Below are 20,002 nucleotides of genomic sequence, written 5' to 3' on the forward strand. Positions count from 1 at the left end.
TGTTCTGCGGTGCCCTAACTACGCGACGCTGGCTGATGTTTGCTTGCGGGGCGTCGCTGCATCAGGCGGCCAACCAGCCTGCGCCAGGCATAGCGCGGTGGCTGCACCTCGGGCCGTACGAGATCTTCGGGCATCGAAGACGGCAAGAGCGCAATCAGCGCGCCCGGCACAGCCTGGAATGTCAGCGGTGTTTCGCCAATATGGTCGCCATCTACCTGAACGGGCACCGGGCGGCGTGTCGCGATCTTTACTTCGCGGGCGCGGTGATATTCAAGTTTTGGGTCGATATTGTAGCGCTGGGTAATGATCGAAAGCAGGCGAAACGGCGCGCTCCACAGCGTGCGCCCTTTAATAATGCACACATCGAGCAAGCCATCGTCGATGCTGGCGCGCGACGTGAGCTTAACCACGCCACCATAAAGCTGGCTGTTGCCAAGCACCACCATCAGCACGCGGCTGCGAATTGGCTTGCCATCGATAACTATGCGTGCCACCGTGCCGCGAAAGCGCGTGGCCAGGTTCACCGCGCGTAGCAGGTAGGCGAAAATGCCCAGGCGGCGCTTTTCGGACGAGCGAACCTCGGCCGTCACGGCGGCGTCGAAGCCGATCCCGCTCATCAGCAAAAAATAGCGGTCACCAGCGCGCCCCAGATCGATCGCGCGGGGGCGGCACGCCAGCAGCGCCTCGGCGGCGGCGCGCGGCTGCAGCGGAATGCCCAATTCGCGCACCCAAACGTTCATCGTGCCAATAGGCAGTGCGCCCAAAGCGGTTTTTGTGCCAGCCAGGCCGTTCACTACCTCGTTGACAGTGCCATCGCCGCCAGCTGCCACCACGACATCAAATCCACTGGCGGCCGCCTCGCGCGCAATGCGGGCGCCATCGCCGGGGCCACGAGTTGGCTGCAATTCGACCTGCCAGCCATTGGCCTGCCAGATATCGCGCGCCGTATGAATGTCGGCCTCGAGTGAGTTGGCCTGGCCAGCTGTAGGGTTAAAGATGATTAAAGCTCGGGTTGGCTGATGTTCGTGGTTTTGCATGCGCGAGAGTATACCACAGGCGCAAGCGCTTTAGATGAGGAAATGAGCTATGGAGATAGATCCGAGTCTGGCAAGCGTATCTTTATTCTCTAGAAGCTGCATGCGACTATTTGCCAGCCATAGGACCTTCTGATCCAGCCTGAAATCTGGCGCAAGATCTTTTACTTTTGCGATTGAGGAAAACATTCACAAACTCTATGGAATGGTTTCTTGTACCAAGATGAACGAATAGCCATAATATGTTCATCAAACTTGCCCTGTTTTACTACTTCGTGGCGTGCTACTTGCTGTAATGGACGTGCTAAGAATTTTCCTGGCTCACAATGCTGCCAGGGAAAATACACCCGGAACAATGCTACTAGATTGCGTTTTTGTCATAATTGAAAGGGTGGCCCCAAAGGGAATACGGCGTACAGATGCTGTAAACCCAAATATTTCCTGTTATGAGCTGGGAAATTCCCCCCACCCCCCTCATAACTAATCTCAAAGTGCTCGCGTTATATCATATAACCTGCACTTAAAGAACCATACGTGGTGCCTTCGGCGATGTAGCCAGGAAAGTGAGCTTGCTCACGACTGCAAAGCGTTTCCTAACAAAGGCAATTCATAGTCTAGAAGCGATAACTTGGCAAAAAGCCGGAAATCGGTGGTGGTGGTAGCTGGGTAGGGTTGTGTGAACTGCCAGATGTGGGCGCGCTCGACGCAGGCGCAGGTTGCTGCTGCCCAAATCGGTATTGCCGACGGGAAAGCACAGCTGCCTCGTCAATTCCAGAAATATTCTGACTACCGGAATCGTCTAAACATTTTGTTATTTGATCTTCGGTCAGCTTCATACGGGATTTACATGTTAATCCTATGATAAGCCTGACCAGCTAGGTTTTAACATAGTTGTGTATGTACGTTGATGTGGCGCAGAGATAAAAGAGCGTAAGATTGAGATTGGGCTTGCCTTTGTGCGTAAGATCATGGCCAAAGGAAAGCATCGCAAAACTATCATCTGATGTCATCACGAAGGAAGAGGACATATGAAGTCAATTCGCTGGCGAGTAGCCTTTACGATTTTATGGCTCAGCCTGTTATTTAATATAGAGCGGTTCGATTTCGAAAAAGGGGCAAATGTAAATCTCAGCTCTTCCTTCTATATTATTGCTGCCGTGACGGCCGCGCTGTTTTTGCTGGTGCGCATGCCCCAGCGTGTTATGTATGTGGCGAGCGCCGGCATCCTTGCTTTGTTCACGGTGACAAAAGTAACAAGCACCATTCCAGTATTTCAGGGGTTTCACAAATACATCACTATTACTGAAATTGTTGCCCTTCTTATTACGATTGCACTAACCTGGCTGGTAAACCAGGGCCTGCGCGACTTTGAAGATGCAGTGGAAGCGATTTCGCTGCCCAAGGGCCGGGTTGGAGTGTTAGATTACGACCAGATGCAAGAGCGCATTCGCACCGAGCTGGGGCGCGCCCGCCGCCACCAGCACCCCATGAGCCTTGCGGCGATCGAGATCGACGCAAGTTCCTCGAACGCGGCACTACACCGGGCCGTGCGTGATGCGCAGGTTGCCCTCCTGAAGCGGTATGTCCAGGTTCAGTTCGGGGTCTTCCTCAGCAAGAACACTCGCGAAACCGATGCAGTGGCGCATCACGACAACAACGGCCACTTCTTGCTGCTGGCACCCGAAACACCAGCCGACCAAACCGAAGGCTTGCTGAATCGGCTGTCGCATCAGGTTGAAGAGCATCTGGGTTTGCGCTTCCGTTTTCACGTTGCCGATTTCCCGAAAACGGCGCTGACTTCGGAAGAGCTTGTGCACAAGGCAACCGAAAAGCTCCGGCGTGAGACAGAGACGTCGAACGACCAACGGGCGAAGCCCGAACCGTCTGTGGCGACTCGAACTGCCGATACGTAGGATATCGGCACCTCTTCTCAACTCCCTCCGAGCAACGCAGATTGAGGAAGAGAATGGAACGGCTCACGTAAATCGTGTGGGCGTGAAGGAGTATGGTAATGGTACAGGATGTGACCAATCGGTCCAGGTCGGCTTCGCCCTGGTATCTCGATTTCGAGCCGCAGAATCGCATCATTCGCGGGAAAGCGTATTTCTTTGTCAAGCGAGCAATTGATGTGACAGCATGCCTGATGGTTGCGCCTATTGTGGGGCCCCTGCTGCTGCTGCTTACAATTTTGGTATATATTGACTCGCCGGGCCCAGTCTTTTTCCGCCAGCTGCGCACTGGCAAAGGCGGCCGGCGGTTCAAGATGTATAAATTTCGTTCCATGGTGCCGAACGCCGAAGAGCTTAAGATCAAATATGCGCACCTGAACGAACTCACGTGGCCGGATTTCAAGATCTCAAACGATCCGCGCATCACACGTGTTGGCAAATTGCTGCGGAAAACAAGCCTCGATGAACTCCCGCAGCTGTTGAATGTGCTGAAAGGTGATATGTCGCTGGTTGGCCCGCGCCCAACTTCATTCTCGCCAGAGACATACCGGCTGTGGCACACCGAGCGCCTTGAGGTCGTGCCAGGTCTCACTGGCCTTGGCCAGGTCAGTGGGCGCAGCAACCTCGACTTCGATCAGCGGTTGAAACTGGATATCGCCTATATTGAGCGCCAAAGCCTGATGATGGACATCCGTATTATCTTTCTGACTGTCGCTCAGGTTTTCATTGGCGATGGCGCGTACTAGCAAAAGCGGCTAGTAGCCATTCTGGCGGTAGATGGTCGCTCAGGCGGCAGATGCAGAGGCCCGGCGCCCGGGACTGGATCTGGAAGAAAATGATCGACGTGTGGTTCGCTGTAAATACTACAATGTAGCACGCGTGCCGGCACACCAAGCAAAACCGCTCGGCTGAGCGACAAGAAAAGTGGGTTGGCTCACTGCCAACCCAATCTCGACGGAGGAAAAAGAACTGTATGGAACTCAAGAATTATTTTTCGGTTTTTCAACGGTGGGGATGGATTGTACTTTTATGCACTGCTTTGGCCGGAATTACAAGTTACTGGTATTCATCGCAACTGCCACAGGTCTTCCAGGCGCGCTCGCGCTATCTGATTGGTTCGGTGCTGGATAATCCGAATGTAACCAGCAACGACCTGCGGGCGAGCACCCAGATTGGCCAGACCTATGACTCGCTGGTGAATAGCCGCCCGGTGCTGGAGAACGTTATTGCCAAACTGAAGCTGAACACCACAGCCGATGCGCTGACTGAGCAGGTGAGCGGTACGTGGATCGACACGACCCAGATCCTGAGCATTCGCGCCAATGCCAATAATGACAAGCTGGCGGCGGATATCGCGAACGCCGTCGGCGACGAGCTGATTGCTCTGAGCCCCAGCGGCCCCGGTAGCAAGCAGGTGGCTCGCCGGCAGGATGGTGAAGCCCAGATCGCCCGCTTGCAGGAAACTATCCGTGCAACGCAGGCCGAGATTGATCAGCTGACCAACCAGATCCAGCAGACCACCGAGGCCACCGCCCAGCGCGCCCTGATCATCCGCCTTGATGATCGCCGCGCCCAGCTGGCCGCCGCGCAGCGCGCCTACACCGACCTGTACCAGCTGCTGCTGACCAGCGATGTCAACAAGATCACGCTGGTTGAGCCGGCTGTGGCCGACCCCACGCCAATTGCGCCGGATGTCCAGCGCAACGTGCTGGCCGCCGTTATTGCAGGCCTGGTGCTTGGCCTGGCCGCGATGATGCTGCTCGAGTTCTTTACCGACGTCATCCACACCCCCGAAATGCTGCGCAGCGTGACTGGCCTGACCTATCTGGGTGGTCTGGCGCGTCACAAGAAGCTTTCGGGCAAGGATGGCGCGCAGTTGGTGACGCTGGCCGCACCTGAGACGCTGGCCGCCGAGAGCTTCCGCGTTCTGCGCACAAATCTGCAGATCCCGGGCACCGACCGCCACCTGCCGTCACTGCTTATTACCAGCCCGTCGCGTGGCGATGGCAAAACCGACGTTGCCGCAAACCTGGCGGTTTCCTTCGCCCGCACTGGCAAGAAAGTCATTCTGATCGATGCCAACATGCGCCGGCCGCAATTGGCTGCGCTGTTTGGCCTTGCCGACAAGGCTGGTCTTTCGAGCCTGTTCGAAGTGCGCGATCGCCTGCCGCAGCCGGTGCCTGTGCCGTCTGTTCCTGGTCTTTCGGTGATTACGGCTGGCACCAGCACCCCGAACTCGTCGGAAATCCTGGGCTCGCAGCGGATGTATGAGCTGCTGCAAATGTGCAAGGCTCACGCTGATATGGTGATCATCGACAGCCCGTCGCTATGGTACTCCGATACGCTGGCGCTGGCCCCGCAGGTCGATGGCGTGCTGCTGGTCGTCGGCAGTGGCTCGACCGGCCGCGAAACCACTATCAGCGCGGTTGAAAGCCTGCGTCTGGTGGGCGCCAACATCATCGGCGCGGTGATGAACCGCGTGAAGGCTGGCCCGGCCTACCAGTACTACCCAAGCTTTGCGGCTAGCCGCCCGGCGCTGGAAGGCCCGACCTCCTCGACGCCAGTGCGCGCGCTGAACAGTGGCACGCCCAGCTCCACCACGCAGGCGAACAAGCCTTCGGCACAGTCGACTGGTGGTGCGGTGGGAAAATCTCAACCGGCGGCACCGACGTCGAATAACACCAGCGCTTCGGCTCCGAACGCAACGGTGGTGCTCGACACAGTGTCGTCGGGTGAGCCAGTGGCAACACACCTCAACGGGACGGCAAACGACCCGAACGCCTCGCGGAAGAAATAACTTCCACGCCTTGGCTGTTATGTGGGCCAGCGTTACCTCACAATGCTGGCCCACGACTTTTGCAAAGCCAGGCAACTCCGAGCCGATTCTTCCAGTGTAATGAATTTGTTTGAGTAGAGATATAGGCGTGATCTATGCACACGTTGTTGCTTCATGTTTTCAAACAGCTAGAACAAACGCAGATTTGCTATTGTGTAATTCGTGGGTATGAAGAGCTAGAAACGCTGGATGATCGCGGCGATGTTGATTTGTTGGTCGCTGCTGATCAGATGCCCGAACTCCGCGCGATCCTTGCGCAGCTTCAGTTTGTTCGCTTGCCCAGCTGGGGGCACGCGCCGCACCAGTTCTATGTGGCGTATGATGAAACGACTGATCGCTGGATCAAGCTTGATATTGTTACTGAAGTTGTCTATGGCAAACCCATCCCAACGCTGGCAACCGACCTTGCCGCAGGCTGCCTGGCGCGCAGGCAAGGCCGTGGCGAAACATATGTGCCGGCCCCCGAGGATGAGTTAGTGACCCTGCTGCTGCACTGCCTGCTCGACAAAGGCGCGTTTGCGCCGCACCGGCTGGCACGCGTGCAGGAGCTCCGTCACGAAGTGCGCGACGAAGCTCTGATGAATCGTCTGCTGCGCAGTGCCTGGGCCGCCGATATGTCCTGGGCGCGGCTGGCAGCGCTGATCGACAGTAAATCGTGGTCGGCGCTGCTGGCTGCGGGGCCTGGCATCGCCCGGCGCTTGAAGCGCGGCCAGCGCCTGGCTGCGGTGCGGCGACGTGTTGGCGGGATGGCACTCCGCAAGCTCGATCGGGTGGCTGGCGCGCTTCAGCCGCGCTCGCTCACAGTGGCGCTGCTTGCGCCCGACGGCGGCGGCAAAACCACGCTGGCCACCGAGCTGGCGCGGCGCTTCTTCTTACCTAGCCGCTATATCTACATGGGCACGAATATCGAGGCAAGCACGGTGGGCCTGCCAACAACGCGCTGGATCCAGAAGAAATCGCGCAGCGGCTCGAAGCCATTGCGACTGCTGACGCGCGGGCTGCGCTTCCCCAACAACGTCGCCGAGCAGTGGTATCGCTATGGTGCCAGCTACTATCACATGCTGCGTGGCCGGCTGGTGCTGTTCGACCGCTATGTCTACGACGCGCCGGGTGGTGCCCGTAAAATGTCGCTCAAGTCGCGGTTGCGGCGCTGGGCGCTGGTGGCGATTGCGCCCGAGCCCGATCTGGTAGTGTTTCTCGATGCGCCGGGAGCAGTGCTCTATGCGCGCAAAGGCGAGCATAGCCCGACTATTCTTGAAGAACAACGCCAGCACTACCTTGGGCTTCAGCAGCATCTGCCCCAGATGGTTGTGATCGATGCAACTAACAGCGCCGATCAGGTGCGTCGCAAAGTCACCGCCTTGATCTGGCAATGGTATGCGAAAAACTTGCGCGGCGAAAAATCTCCGCGTCCGAAACGGCGTGCTGCCCTGGGAGATCGATGATGACGCTGCGGGCTTTGCGAAATGTGCAGTTCCAGCACTTGCTCAAGCGTGTGCAGCGCCCCTGGTCGCGTATGCTTGAGCGCCGTACGCTTGAGCGCGCTGATGCACTGGCCGGGCGCTTGCTTACCGAGCTCCAGCGCACTGGGCAGGGCGAGTGGGCGAACGGCGCACCACGCGTTATTTCCTCGCTCCTCACGCGCAGCGATGTGGTGGTAATGATGGTGAGCGACAGCCAGCAAGCTGCCCCGAACCAGGTGTTGAAGCTGCCCCTTTCGCCCGACGCCATTAGTAGCACCGATCGGCATCGCCAAGTGGTGGCAACACTGCACAGCATGCCAATGCTACAAAACTTCGTGAGCCTGGTGCCGCGTGCTCTGGCGTGGGGCGAGTTTGAGGGCCAGAGCTATTACCTGGAAACAGCCCAGGGCGGGATCGTTGCCAGCGACCTTGTGCGGCGAAAAGCTGAACCCGCTTCGTTCAAGGCCGATGCTGTACGCGCGATTCGCCGCCTGCATATCGGCAGCGCCCAACGCCGCGTTCTTGGCTCCGAAGGGTTTGCGCGCCTGGCTGGCGATGATTTTGCCGTGCTGTACCAGCAAAGCGCCAGCTGGCCTGCATCCGCAGCCATGCGCGACGCGCTCCAGTCGCTTGAGGCCTTTTTGCGGCGAAAGTTCATTGGCCTCGATCTGCCCTTTGGCTGGACACACGGCGACTACTGGCCGGGCAATATTCTGGTGCACTCGGGCGGCGGTATCAGCGGTATTATCGACTGGGATCGGGCAGCGCCGAATCAGCTTCCGTTGCTCGATATTCTGCATACATTTGCCTATGTGCACAAAATGCAGCAGCGCGTTGAGCTTGGGGAAGCACTGGTTGAGTATATGCTGCCGGCTGCTTTCGATGGCCAGGAGCGTATGCTGATTGATGAGAGCCTGGATCAGTACGGCTTGCCGGGGGATACAGAATTTTGGCGGGCAGCTGTTGTGCTGTATTGGCTGCGTTTTTCCGCCGCAAATCTTACGCGCTATCAGCGCTTGCAGAACGATGGTTTTTGGCTAGAGAAAAATATTTTTACTGTGTTGAAACGGGGAATTGGATGAACGTTTTAATTATAGATCGCTCGCCACCGTGTAATTTACTCCAGGGCAATGCCCTGATTGGCCAGCACGTTTTCCGGCGCCTGCGCCACCACCACCTGACACTGATTTGCCCGGCACCAGCGGAAGATATTGCACGCTACCAGGCCGAACTGGCAGATATGTTTGATGTCGTCCATCTAGTGCCGCGCGCGCGGCCAGTGTCGGCGTTGGTGGGAATGATGGAGCCAACCCTGAGCCGGCTGGGTGTCAAGCAGGCTGGCTCGGCCGAGCCGGAAGCTGCGCGCGCATTTGCGATCAAGCTGGGGCAGGTTTTGCGCGAACGCCCTTACGATGTGATCCACACGCGCCAGCTGCCAATGGCGGCCTTTAGTGGCAGTATCGATCATCCAGCCAAGCTACTAGAACTGATCGACTCCGAAACCCTGCAAGCCGCGCGGCGTGTGCGGGCCAGCGCGCCAAAAACAAAAGTGCGCGCCGCCACCGCCCGCATGATGGAACAGCGCGCGGTGCGGAAGTTCCACGCCTGCACCACCGTCGCCGATGCCGATGCCAAAGTCATTCGTGAGCTTGCGCCAAGTCTGCCGGTGTACGTTACACCCAATGGCGTCGATGCCGATTTCTTTCACCCGCTCGATTTGCCAGAAAATCCCGATACGGTTGTTTTCACCGGTGCGATGTCGTTCCCACCAAACGTCACCGCCGTAATGAATTACTACAACAATATTTTGCCGCTGGTGCGCCAGGAAATGCCGAATGTCCGTCTGATCATCGCCGGGCGCGACCCGGCACCCGAGATTGCCGCGCTGGCGAACGACCCATTTGTGACAGTGACGGGTTTTGTTGAAGATATTCGCCCGTGGCTGGCGCAGTCGTGCGTCATGATTTGCCCAATGACAAGTGGCAGCGGCATCAAAAACAAGGTGCTGGAAGCTATGGCGATGGCGCGGCCAGTGATTGCGACGACTCTGGGCATGGAAGCGCTGGAAGTCACCAACTGGCGCGAGCTGGTGGTGGCTGATCAGCCCGCCGAATTTGCGGCGGCGGTCGTGAAGCTGCTGCGCGACCCTGCCGAGCGCAAGCGCATTGGCGAGGCCGGACGCGACCTTGTGATGCGGCGCTATACATGGGATGCCTGCGCAGCCAGCTACGATGCGATCTACAGCCAGCTTGCTGCGCGGCGCGCCTACCCATCGGCGTTGTCAGTTGCCGTGCCCGAGCAGGGCGGACGCAGCAAATAAAGAACCATGAGAGGAGGTAACGAGCGAGAACCAAGCTAGTTTGGGCACTGATAAACACATCATCGACATACCAGTACAACATCAAATGAAGGGGTTGTGTGAGATGAAAAACGTAATTACTGCAATTCAAACTTCTGCTAAAGAATGGAATATTTCGTCGCGGACGGCCTGGTGGATGATTGCAATCCCACTGATTGGCGCGGTTTTGGTGGCTGCTTCGCGCGTTAACTATCAATTATTTCGCTTTTTGACCATGGAAGATGGCCCAATTGAGTGGCCGCAATTTTTCTGCTTCCTTGGTGCTTCGATTGCAGCGATGGGCGTGGCGATCAAGCGGCTGCGCGCCGGCCATCCCTGGCAGGGCTTGCTCTTCATTGGCTTTGCGCTGGCTACGTTTGTGATTGCCGGCGAAGAAATCTCATGGGGGCAGCGCATCTTCGGCTGGCAGACTCCAGAGGACCTTGCGGCGATCAATCACCAGGGCGAAACCACGGTGCACAACATCCGCTGGGTGCAGGAACTGCTGGGTAACCTGCTGATGGTTGCCAGTGGCATCGCAGTGGCGCTGCCCTTCCTGAACAAAAAATATGGCTTTGCCAAGCGCTGGGATCAGGGAAGCTTCTTGTTTGTTCCGCCGCTGTTTCTGATCACCTGCTTTGGCACCATGTTCCTCTACAAGCTTGTGCGCCTGGTCGCCTTCCAGACATCGGATTTCACCGTCACCAAGTACGGTGAGTGGCCTGAACTGTGCTTTGCCGCCGGCCTGATGCTGTTCGCCTACCTGAACTACCGCCGCCTCTCGGCGCCCGTGGCTACGCCCGCGCCGGCGGCGAGCAACCAGGCACCGGCTGCAAAATAAAGCCACGCCGACGTGGGGGGATATCGCACATCGCTTGGGTGCGTTCGCGCCCGGGCGATGTGTGTATTTATCGATGCGGACGTGACAATGTTCTCATCCAAGTAACTTTTAAGCCCATATTATGATTGAATTAGTAGAGAAAAAAGTTTGTTATAGCGTGTGATTAAGGAAACGAGCGAATGGCCATTACCGATCAGGCTGTTAGCCGGCGCGAGCGCGTACAGCTCAATTCTTCCAGTGCGCCGCCAGCCGTAAAAGTTGCATATATCATGTCGCGCTTCCCCAAACTGAGCGAGACATTCGTCCTTTACGAAATGCTTGCCTTGCAGCAGCAGGGCGTCGATGTCGAGGTTTTTCCGCTGATCAGCGAGCGCGCCAAAGTGGTGCACGACGAGGCCAAGCCCTTTGTTGAGCGGGCGCATTATCTGCCAGTGCTTTCGCTGCCTATTCTGAAGGCCAACCTGCATTTCCTGCGCACAAAGCCAGCCGCCTACCTGGGGGTGTGGCTCGAGGTGCTGCGCGGCACCTTGGGCAGCATGAACTACCTGATCGGCGGGCTGGGCATTATCCCAAAGGCGGCGAAATTTGCCTACGATATGCAGCGCATGGGTGTGCAGCATGTGCACGCGCACTTCGCTAACCACCCGGCCGTCGCGGCGCTGGTGATCAACCGCCTCACGGGTATTCCATTCAGCTTCACCGCCCACGCCCACGACATTTACGTCGACCAGCATATGCTGAAGGAAAAAGTGCAGGCCGCCAAGTTTGTTGTGGCGATTTCGGAATATAACAAGGCGCTGATCACGCGCCATGCTGGCGAGGCAATGCGCGACAAAATCAAGGTTGTGCATTGCGGCGTTGATACGAGTTTGTTCCAGCCGCGACAGCGACCGACCGGTGATGCCCCCTTCACAATTGTGTGCGTCGGTTCGCTGGAAGAGAAAAAGGGCCAGACCTACTTGGTCGAGGCGTGCCGCCTGCTGAAGCAGCGCGGCCTGCGCTTTGTGTGCCACCTGATTGGCGATGGTCAGAACCGCGCCGATCTGGAAGAACAGGTGCGCCGCGACAATCTCGGCGACGTTGTGAAACTCGCCGGGGGCATCCCGCGCGCCGAGGTGCTGAAGATGCTGGCAAAGGCCGATGTGGTGGCGCTGCCGAGCATTCGCACCAAATCGGGCAAGATGGAAGGCATCCCTGTTGCACTGATGGAGCCGCTCGCCTGCGAGGTGCCGGTGGTCTCGACGCAGACCTCGGGCATTCCTGAGCTGGTGGAAGATGGCGTGACGGGCCTGCTGGTGCCGCCGGAAAACCCTGCCGCGCTGGCCGACGCATTGCAGCGGCTGGCGAAGGACCCTGAACTGGGCCAGCGTATGGGCCGCGCCGGGCGCGAAAAAGTGCTCCGCGAGTTTGATCTGAACGACAATGCCGCAACGCTCGTGCAACTGATGATGGGAGGAGCACGATGATTCTTGCACTGCAAATCGTATTCTGGGCAGCGGTTGCGATTGCCGCTTTCACCTACGTTGTATTCCCCGGTATTATTTTTGTGCGCGGCCGGTTTGTGCGCAAGCCGTATACCACCGCCGAGATCACGCCGCCGATCTCGATGATTATTGCCGCCCACAACGAGGCCGATAATATCGCTGCCAAGCTGGATAATGTGCTGGCGATGGATTACCCGCGCGAGCAGCTTGAGGTGATCGTCGCGTCGGATGGCTCGAACGACGGCACGAACGACATTGTGCGCAGCTATGCCAGCCACAACGTGCGCCTGCTGGCGCTGCCGCGCCAGGGCAAGGCTCCGGCGCTGGATGCGGGCGTGGCGGCATCGCGTGGCGAGGTTCTGGTCTTCTCTGACGCGAACAGCATGTATCACCCGCAGGCGCTGCGCGCGCTGGCCCGCCCCTTCGCTGACCCCGAGGTGGGCGGCGTGGCCGGCAACCAGGTGTATACTTCCAAGAAAAGCGAAAGCCTGAGCGGCGACGGCGAGCAGAGCTACTGGAGTTTCGACCGCAAGCTTAAGCAATCGCAGAGCAAATCGGGCAATGCGATCTCGGCCACGGGTGCAATCTATGCCATTCGGCGCGCACTGTTCCGTGGCGTGCCTGTGGGCGTGACCGACGATTTTGCGGTTTCGACCGATGTGATTGTGCAGGGCTACCGGCTGGTATTCGCGCCCGACGCGATTGCCTACGAGCCGGTTGCCGGCACGGGTGGCGTGGAGTTTGGCCGCAAAACCCGCGTGATCACGCGCGGCCTGCGCGGTGTGCTGGTGGTGCGGCGCGAGCTGCTGAACCCGTTCCGCTATGGCTTCTACGCCTTTCAACTTTTCTCCCACAAAGTGCTGCGGCGGCTGGTCGTCTTCCCGCTCCTGCTCTTGCTAATCGTCAGCCCGCTGCTGTGGAACTCCGGTCTGATCTACCAGATTGCCACGGTCGCGCAATTTGCCTTCTACGGCTGCGCACTGGTTGGTATGCTGCTGAAGAACACGCGCCTGGGCCGGCTGAAGATCTTTACTATTCCGTTCTTTTTCTGTATGGTGAACGTGGCATCCCTGATCGCTGCAATCAATCTCATCCGCGGACACCGAATTGACTTCTGGGAACCTCAGCGCCAGGACCGGCCCGTTTCGGCCGTGGCCGACCAGGCAGCCCAGTCGAACGCCGTATCGGATCGCAGTCAAGCGGTTTCGCGGCAATAGCCCGCACATTCCACGCAGGAGGTTTGTATGTTTCAGGTCAATACGTTATACCAGCGTTTCCCGGCGCTCCGCAGCGGCATGCTAGTGCCGATTCTTCTGATGGCGCTGGCGGGCGTGCTGGGTCTTATTGCGATTGGGCAGGCCGCGCTGGCCACAACGATTATTCTGACGGTGATGCTGACACTGGCGATCCTGGCGTGGCCCGAGCTTGGCACGCTGGTGGTGTTGTTTGTGCTCTTCACCAATGCTGCTGTCATTGCCGTTAAATTTCACGATGTGCCCAGCCTGATCGGCGGCGCGCTGCCGGCATTGCTGGTGTTCCCATTGGCAACATTTATTGTCTTCCGCCGCGAGAAAATCATTATCAGCCCGATCTTGCTGCCGATCTTCCTGTTTATGGCGGTGCAGGTCGTGGGCGCGCTGTTCTCCGACTTCAAGGGTACAGCGTTGAGCAATGTGCAAACCTTCCTGCTCGAAGGGCTGGGCCTGTTTTTCATGCTGTCGAACGCCATTCGCAGCTCGGCAACCCTGCGGCACGCCACCTGGGCGCTGCTGATCGCGGGCGCATTTATTGGCGGATTGTCGCTGTATCAGCAGGCAACCGGCACGTTCAGTAATAACTACTGGGGCTTTGCCCAGCCCAGCGAGGCGGTGTTCAACGCTGGCCAGAAAGACGCGATCACCGGCGCGGTTGACCAGTGGCGTTTGGCAGGCCAGATCGGCGAGAAGAACCGCTATGCGCAGGTGATGCTGATGCTGGTGCCGCTGGGCATCTTCCGGATGCTGGGCGAGCGTAAGCTTTCGCTGCGCATGCTCGCAGGTGTGTGCACGGCGCTCAGCGCCACCGGCGCGGCACTGGCATTTTCGCGCGGTGCAGCGGTGGGCTTTGTGCTGATGCTCGCAATCATGGTCTTTATGCGCTATATCAAGTTCTACCAGATCGCAATCATCGCGGTGGGCTTGTATATCTTGCTGCTTGCGCTGCCACAGTATAGCCAGCGCCTTGTCTCGCTCGAAAGCTTTGGCTCGCTGTTCTCGGACGGCACCGAGGCGGTTGGTTCGACCGACGGCGCAACGCTGAGCCGCCTGACGGAAATGGGCGCGGCTGGCCTGGTCTTTCTCGATCACCCGCTGATTGGTGTCGGGCCGGGTACCTTCCCGAACTACTATCAGCAATACTCGGAGCTGATTGGCCTGCGCACACTGAACGAGGACCGGCAGGCGCACAACCTCTACCTCAGCATCGCCGCCGAAACTGGCATTGCTGGCCTGGGCTGCTTCCTGATGGTGCTGTATGTGACTATGACCGGCCTTGCACGCGCGCGTAAGCGCTGGATGAAAGCCGACCCGGAAATTGCCAATATGGCAACGGCCTATATGCTTTCGATCGTCACCTACCTGACGACTGGCCTGTTCCTGCACTTCGCATTCATCCGCTACTTCTGGATGTTTATTGCGCTGGCCGGCGCGGTTATGTATATCTCCGAACAGCGCGCGCGCGCAGCCGGCGAGGTGGCGGCCGAAGAAACTGCAGCAGGCGCGGCGCTGGCTACCTCGTAATTCTGGACCGTCATTCACGCATATGCCAAAGGAGGCTGCCTGCCCAGCAGCCTCCTTTGTAAAAGGATTTGATTTCATGGAAACAGCTTCGACCCCGCCAGTGGACGTTGTGAAGGGCGACACGCAGCCGCGTGCGAAGCACTCGTCTACCAATCGCCAAATCCGCGGCTCGAGCCTGATGCTGGTAGGCCGCACAATCTCAATGGTGGCGAATTTCGCCATTCAGGTACTGATTGTGCGCTATCTTTCAAAAGCGAATTATGGCGCGTTTGCCTATGCGATGTCGTTTGTAACACTCGGGCAGACGATTGCGACGTTTGGGCTTGATCGCGCGATTACGCGATTTGTGCCAATTTACCACGAGCGCCGCGATTATAATAAGATGTTTGGCACAATTCTGCTGGTGATTGGCACGATTGTGTCGCTTGGCCTGCTGATGATTGTTTCAGCATATATATTCCAGGGATTTATTGGCCAAACACTCCTGAATGAAAAGGAAGGCGATAAAGATCAAATCATTGCATTGTTGCTGATTTTGATTGGACTGGCCCCCGTGCAGGCGCTGGATGACCTGATCGCGTCGATGTTTGCGATCTTTGCCAGCCCGCGCGCTATTTTCTTCCGAAAGTATATTCTTTCGCCGGGCTTGAAATTGAGTGTTGTGCTGCTGCTGATGCTGTTCGGCAGCGACGAGTTCTTTCTGGCGAGTGGCTACCTGGCGGCTGGCATTCTTGGTACGACGGTGTATGGCTTTACGCTGTACCGCACCCTGAAAAAGCAGGAGCTGTTCAAGCAGTTCCACTTCAATTCGCTAACCGTGCCGGCACGCGAGCTATTTGCCTTCACCATTCCGTTGCTTACCTCCGACCTTGTGTATGTGCTGATGAGCTCGTCGGATGCGGTGCTGCTCGGGCATTTCCGCTCGACCACCGAGGTGGCGGCGTTTCGTGCCATTCTGCCATCGGCAGTGCTGAACCAGTTTGTGCTGCAAAGCTTCACGATCCTGTTTACGCCGATTGCATCGCGCCTTTTTGCGCGGCAGGACTACGAGAGCATCAACAACCTCTACTGGCAAACAGCGGTGTGGACGTCGGTGCTGTCGTTCCCGATTTTTGCGCTGACGTTCTCGCTTTCCAGCCCACTCACGGTGCTGCTGTATGGTGAGAAGTATGCGTCGTCGGCGGTGCTGCTGGCGCTGCTTTCCTTTGGCTATTACTTCAACGCGGCGCTGGGCTTCAATGGTCTGACGCTCAAAGTGTATGGCAAGCTGCGCTATATCGTTATAATTAATATCATCGCAGCGGTGGTGAACGTCATCATTAACCTGATGCTGATTCCGCGCTATGGCGCGCTCGGCGCGGCCTGTGGCACCTGCGGCACAATGATCATTCACAATTTCCTGAAGCAGGCCGGCCTGCGCTTTGGCACCGGGATCAGCCTGTTTGAGTTCAAGCATTTCAAAGTTTACCTGAGCATTATCATTGCCTCGGTGGCGCTGCTGGTCTTCCAGTCGGTGATGCCGCAGAACTATTCGCTCAAGCACCCGTATATCTATATTAGCTTTGCGGTGACTGGTGTGGTGGCGCTGGCGGTGGTTGCGCTCAATCGCAAGTCGCTGAATATCGAGCAGACCTTCCCTGAGCTGCTGAAAATTCCGCTGATGCGGAAACTGTTTACCTAGACACTAGCCGTAGCGAACATCTTGTCTTGTCGCATTCGGCGCTGGTTCGGCTTGCTTCGGCAGGTCGTGCCAGCGCCGAACCAAATAAAAGAGAATTTTGGCGCAGCTTCGCGGTGTGCTGCGTACTTCTGAAGAAAGCGATTGCCCTCTATGCTTGATATAACACTGGCAACCGAGTTTCTGCCCGGCACGAACGTGAAAGGCGAGGTTGCGGGCGCGAACTGGCTGTTTCTGTTACCACATATTGAAGTCGCGCGCGCGGTGTGCTTTGGCGCGCCGGCCCGCGCTGCCCTTGCGGCACTTGCCCGCGCCGCCGGTGAGCTGCTTGTGTGCGCCGACGGAACTGCGCTGGATGAAGTAAATACGGCGGCGTTAAGCCTTGGTTTGCTGAATGTGCGGCTTGTTACCGATACGCTGAGCTTGCCGCAAGGCAGCATCGATCTGGTGTTTGTTGCCAACGCCGAGCAGCTTGCGCGCTTTGGTGCCGATGCCGCGCTGGTGAGTGAGCTTCGGCGTTTGCTCGCGGCCAACGGTGTCGTGTATGTCGAGCAGCCCGGGCTGCTCGCCGGCAGGCGCGACCAGGCTGCCGTTCGCAAGCTGGCCGCCGCGGTTGGCACACCCCAGCGTTTCTGGCTGACGCCACTGGGTGGCGAGATGCACACCGCCATTCCCGAAAACGACCGCGCGACGACGAATTACTTTCTTCGCTATGGCCTGACGAGCCGCTCGGTGAATTTTTCGAACTTGAAACGCGCTGTGCGGGCGCGCGGCGCGGGCGGCAAAGGCACGCCGAAAACGCCCGGCCAGGCCCGCCCGAGCGGTGCACCGCGCGCCCGCCGTGGCCTGAAAACCAAAGTTAAGCGCTCGGCGCGCACCACGCTGGTGTCGGTGTATAACCAGGTGCAGAGTGTCTTCGACCGCGCCGAGCAGCGCCTGAGCCGCAGCGCCATGCTGGGCGAGCTGACACGGCGCTATGGCCTGCTGCTGCGCGCGGAGACCGATGCTGCGGGCGCGCCACCCCGCTACCTGCGCGAGATTGCCCATGGCGCGGGTGTGAACCTCGATCTGCACCGCTGGGGTCTGTCGGCACGCGGCGAGTATAGCTCGCGCAAGGTGCTGGTTTTCCTGTTTGGACCACGGAGCCAGCAGCCCGAGTATATTGTCAAAATGACCCGCGACCCGGCCCTGAACCCGCGCCTCGAAAACGAGTATCGCGCGCTGCGGCTGCTGGCCGACAAAAGCATTGGCGACGAAGAAACGCTGCCGCAGGTCGCGTTCTTCGGGCACCATAGCGGGCTGGCTATTGTGGGCGAGACGATTGTGGACGGCGTGCCATTCGAGCAGCGCTCGACGGGAACGCCCGCCTGCGCCTACATGCGCAACGCCGCTGATTGGCTCACCGACATGAGTGTAGCTACCACCAACTGGGATGCTGCCGCGCCCGCGCAGGTTGCAGAGGCGCTGAACGACCTGTTCGAGCGTTTTGCGGCGATCTACCCGCTGCTGCCCGAGCAACGGCGTTTTCTGGCCGGCCAGATCGAAACGCTGGGCCAGAGCCAGCAACCCTTCCCGCTGGTGTTTCAGCATGGCGATCCGGGCACCTGGAACATCTGGGTCACACCGTCGGGCCGCACCGCCTTTCTCGATTGGGAGGCGGCCGAAACGCAGGGCATGCCGCTGTGGGATCTGCTCTACTTCATTCGCACCTATGGCGCGTGGTCGGCGCGGGCCACCATTTCGGGCGATGTGACCAAGGGCTTTGGCGATCAGTTCTTGGCGGCCTCGCCATTTCAGGCGCTGATGGCCGAGGCGACGGCGCGCTACTGCGAGCGGGTTGGCCTGCCTGCGGAGTTCGTCGAGCCGCTGTTCTACACCTGCTGGATGCACCGCGGCCTGAAAGAAGCCACGCGCCTGACCCCAACGATGCTTGCACGCGGCCACTACTTCAATGTGCTGCGCGCCTCAATCGATCAGCGCGCCGCGCTTGCGCCTTTATTCGCGCTGCAAACACATGCGGTGAAATAGCCATGAAGCAGCGTTTCTTGCCAGCCGGGCGGCAGATTGGGCGTTGGTTGAGCGTGGGCATGCTGGCCGCCGTGCTGGCGGGCTGCGCGCAAACACCCGCACAAACGCCTACCCCTGCGCCGAGCGCTGCGGCTACTGCTGCCGCGCTGCCGCCCACGGCCGCCACAATTGCCGAGACTGCCACACCACCTCCTGCGGAAGCCACCGCCGCGCCGGCCGAGCAGCCAACCGCGCTGCCAGTGATAAATGCCGAGACGTTTCTGGCAATGCCGACCCTGGCGCGTGGCTACCTGACTTCGCCGAACGAGCTGCGCCGCATTGCGGTGCTGGCGGCCAATGGGCAGGAACCCTACGCCACTGCCGTCAAGGCCGAGCTGGCGTTTGCTGCCGACACGCTCGACGACAAGCCGATCAAAGTGCCCGATATCATTAATATCAACGACGATATCGACTCGCCCAAGTTCATTTCGGCCGGCGCGAAAAACGTGTACGCCTGGGCATTGGCGTACAACCTGCTGCGCGACCACGATCCCGAGCAGGCGGCGCTGTACGCGCAGGGCGTGCGCGACTGGATCATGGCGATGCCCGAGGCGCAGACGCAGGTGAAAGACTACGACCACAACACGCGCCTGAATTTGTCCGTATATATGCAGAATTTTGTGTACGCCGCCGACCTGATCGCCGACTGGACGCCCGACGGCGCGAGCCAGCCCTTTGCCGAAAGTGCCGACGCCCAAGCCTTCAAGCAGTGGCTGGGCGCGGTGATCGTGCGCTACCCCTACAACGCCGCGTTCACCCGCGTGAACAACTGGGGCGCGTGGGCACGCCTTTCGGCAGCAGTGATCGCCGATTATGTGGGCGATGCCGCGCCACTGTATGTGCAGGGCGTGCAGAAAAACCCGAACGGCGCGTATGAAATCGACCCGGCGCTGGCGTGCGAGTCGGGCGGGCTGGCCGATTGCAAGACCGTGGACGCCCAGACCATGTACACCGACGCGATTCGCCTGCACTACGATGCGGTGGATGGGCGTATGTACGAGTTCAGCGACTCAAGCTGCGATGGCAGCGGCGAGAAATCGATGATTCGCCCCGACGGTGGCATCCCCGACGAGCTGCGCCGCCAGTACGACTGTGCCGCGACAGCGATCCCCGACTCGTATGGCGCTGCGGCGCGCTATTCGCAGTTTGCGATCGAGGCAATGGTGTCGCTGGCGGAGGTGGCGTGGCGGCGCGGCGACCCTGGCCTGTACACACATATCGACGCCGACAATGGGCGCGGCGCGCTGTACCGGGCGGTGAACTTCCTGATCGAAAACAAGGTCACGCTGACGCGCGGCTCGATGCTCGAGATGGTCAATCGTTTCTACGCCTACCAGCTCACGCAGGCGAACATGGCACCGGCGCGTGATGAATACGAGCAGCTGCTTGCCCACGACCTGCCGGGTATTCTGAAACAGGAAGGCGATTGGCCGGAAGGCCCGGGCTTTGTGAGCTTCGGCACGCTGACCCACGGCTTTGCCGAGGGCGAGACCATCCAGCCGCCGCCGGCCGTCCCGGCGCGTTAAACAACACCA

14 protein-coding genes are annotated in these 20,002 nt (G+C 58.9%); 13 read left to right on the forward strand and 1 reads right to left on the reverse strand.

Annotated features, from left to right (window positions below; all coding sequences use genetic code 11):
- Nucleotides 1–14 precede the first annotated feature (14 nt).
- Nucleotides 15–1,037 (reverse strand): diacylglycerol/lipid kinase family protein, encoded by a 1,023-nt coding sequence (locus M1P90_RS27870; protein ID WP_483698938.1) that lies wholly within the window; start codon nt 1,035–1,037, stop codon nt 15–17.
- Nucleotides 1,038–2,062: 1,025 nt separating this feature from the next.
- On the opposite strand from M1P90_RS27870, the gene M1P90_RS27875 reads away from it, so the two are divergent.
- The 13 genes from M1P90_RS27875 (at nt 2,063) to M1P90_RS27935 (ending at nt 19,993) form a co-directional block, all read left to right on the forward strand.
- The gene (locus tag M1P90_RS27875) at nt 2,063–2,947 is read left to right on the forward strand and encodes a GGDEF domain-containing protein (protein WP_483698939.1); all 885 of its coding nucleotides are present in this window, start codon (nt 2,063–2,065) and stop codon (nt 2,945–2,947) included.
- A gap of 98 nt (nt 2,948–3,045) precedes the next feature.
- Entirely contained in the window at nt 3,046–3,729 is a 684-nt protein-coding gene (locus M1P90_RS27880) for a sugar transferase (protein WP_483698940.1), read from the forward strand.
- 227 nt (nt 3,730–3,956) lie between these two features.
- Nucleotides 3,957–5,780, forward strand: a complete 1,824-nt coding sequence (locus M1P90_RS27885) for a tyrosine-protein kinase domain-containing protein (protein WP_483698942.1) — start codon at nt 3,957–3,959, stop codon at nt 5,778–5,780.
- A gap of 269 nt (nt 5,781–6,049) precedes the next feature.
- Nucleotides 6,050–7,264, forward strand: a complete 1,215-nt coding sequence (locus M1P90_RS27890; protein ID WP_483698943.1) for a nucleoside/nucleotide kinase family protein — start codon at nt 6,050–6,052, stop codon at nt 7,262–7,264.
- Nucleotides 7,261–8,364: a phosphotransferase gene (locus M1P90_RS27895; protein ID WP_483698945.1), complete on the forward strand. Its 1,104-nt coding sequence runs from the start codon at nt 7,261–7,263 to the stop codon at nt 8,362–8,364. The genes M1P90_RS27890 and M1P90_RS27895 overlap by 4 nt, the downstream gene beginning before the upstream one ends.
- Complete coding sequence (locus M1P90_RS27900; RefSeq protein ID WP_483698947.1) at nt 8,361–9,602, forward strand: glycosyltransferase; 1,242 nt, start codon at nt 8,361–8,363, stop codon at nt 9,600–9,602. The genes M1P90_RS27895 and M1P90_RS27900 overlap by 4 nt, the downstream gene beginning before the upstream one ends.
- Nucleotides 9,603–9,642: 40 nt before the next feature.
- Nucleotides 9,643–10,461, forward strand: coding sequence for a hypothetical protein (locus M1P90_RS27905; RefSeq protein WP_483698949.1), 819 nt, complete (start codon nt 9,643–9,645; stop codon nt 10,459–10,461).
- Between the two features lie 179 nt (nt 10,462–10,640).
- Nucleotides 10,641–11,927 carry a glycosyltransferase gene (locus M1P90_RS27910; protein WP_483698951.1) on the forward strand — a complete coding sequence of 429 codons (1,287 nt, stop codon included), beginning with the start codon at nt 10,641–10,643 and terminating at the stop codon, nt 11,925–11,927.
- Nucleotides 11,924–13,162 carry a glycosyltransferase family 2 protein gene (locus tag M1P90_RS27915; RefSeq protein WP_483698953.1) on the forward strand — a complete coding sequence of 413 codons (1,239 nt, stop codon included), beginning with the start codon at nt 11,924–11,926 and terminating at the stop codon, nt 13,160–13,162. Before M1P90_RS27910 ends, M1P90_RS27915 begins: the two co-directional genes overlap by 4 nt.
- Nucleotides 13,163–13,189: 27 nt before the next feature.
- Complete coding sequence (locus M1P90_RS27920) at nt 13,190–14,722, forward strand: O-antigen ligase family protein (RefSeq protein WP_483698955.1); 1,533 nt, start codon at nt 13,190–13,192, stop codon at nt 14,720–14,722.
- Nucleotides 14,723–14,798: 76 nt separating this feature from the next.
- Nucleotides 14,799–16,403, forward strand: coding sequence for a flippase (locus M1P90_RS27925; protein ID WP_483698957.1), 1,605 nt, complete (start codon nt 14,799–14,801; stop codon nt 16,401–16,403).
- Nucleotides 16,404–16,553: 150 nt separating this feature from the next.
- Entirely contained in the window at nt 16,554–18,428 is a 1,875-nt protein-coding gene (locus M1P90_RS27930) for a phosphotransferase (protein ID WP_483698959.1), read from the forward strand.
- Between the two features lie 2 nt (nt 18,429–18,430).
- Nucleotides 18,431–19,993 carry an alginate lyase family protein gene (locus M1P90_RS27935; protein ID WP_483698961.1) on the forward strand — a complete coding sequence of 521 codons (1,563 nt, stop codon included), beginning with the start codon at nt 18,431–18,433 and terminating at the stop codon, nt 19,991–19,993.
- Nucleotides 19,994–20,002: the final 9 nt, after the last annotated feature.

Source organism: Kouleothrix sp. 19917, from assembly GCF_057073505.1.

Bases quoted from the DNA above. Each gene is read 5' to 3' on its own strand.
- M1P90_RS27875 (WP_483698939.1), top strand. From the start codon at position 2,063: ATGAAGTCAATTCGCTGGCGAGTAGCCTTTACGATTTTATGGCTCAGC.
- M1P90_RS27890 (WP_483698943.1), top strand. From the start codon at position 6,050: ATGCCCGAACTCCGCGCGATCCTTGCGCAGCTTCAGTTTGTTCGCTTG.
- M1P90_RS27910 (WP_483698951.1), top strand. From the start codon at position 10,641: ATGGCCATTACCGATCAGGCTGTTAGCCGGCGCGAGCGCGTACAGCTC.
- M1P90_RS27870 (WP_483698938.1), bottom strand. From the start codon at position 1,037: ATGCAAAACCACGAACATCAGCCAACCCGAGCTTTAATCATCTTTAAC.
- M1P90_RS27920 (WP_483698955.1), top strand. From the start codon at position 13,190: ATGTTTCAGGTCAATACGTTATACCAGCGTTTCCCGGCGCTCCGCAGC.
- M1P90_RS27930 (WP_483698959.1), top strand. From the start codon at position 16,554: ATGCTTGATATAACACTGGCAACCGAGTTTCTGCCCGGCACGAACGTG.
- M1P90_RS27885 (WP_483698942.1), top strand. From the start codon at position 3,957: ATGGAACTCAAGAATTATTTTTCGGTTTTTCAACGGTGGGGATGGATT.
- M1P90_RS27935 (WP_483698961.1), top strand. From the start codon at position 18,431: ATGAAGCAGCGTTTCTTGCCAGCCGGGCGGCAGATTGGGCGTTGGTTG.
- M1P90_RS27895 (WP_483698945.1), top strand. From the start codon at position 7,261: ATGATGACGCTGCGGGCTTTGCGAAATGTGCAGTTCCAGCACTTGCTC.
- M1P90_RS27915 (WP_483698953.1), top strand. From the start codon at position 11,924: ATGATTCTTGCACTGCAAATCGTATTCTGGGCAGCGGTTGCGATTGCC.
- M1P90_RS27880 (WP_483698940.1), top strand. From the start codon at position 3,046: ATGGTACAGGATGTGACCAATCGGTCCAGGTCGGCTTCGCCCTGGTAT.
- M1P90_RS27925 (WP_483698957.1), top strand. From the start codon at position 14,799: ATGGAAACAGCTTCGACCCCGCCAGTGGACGTTGTGAAGGGCGACACG.
- M1P90_RS27900 (WP_483698947.1), top strand. From the start codon at position 8,361: ATGAACGTTTTAATTATAGATCGCTCGCCACCGTGTAATTTACTCCAG.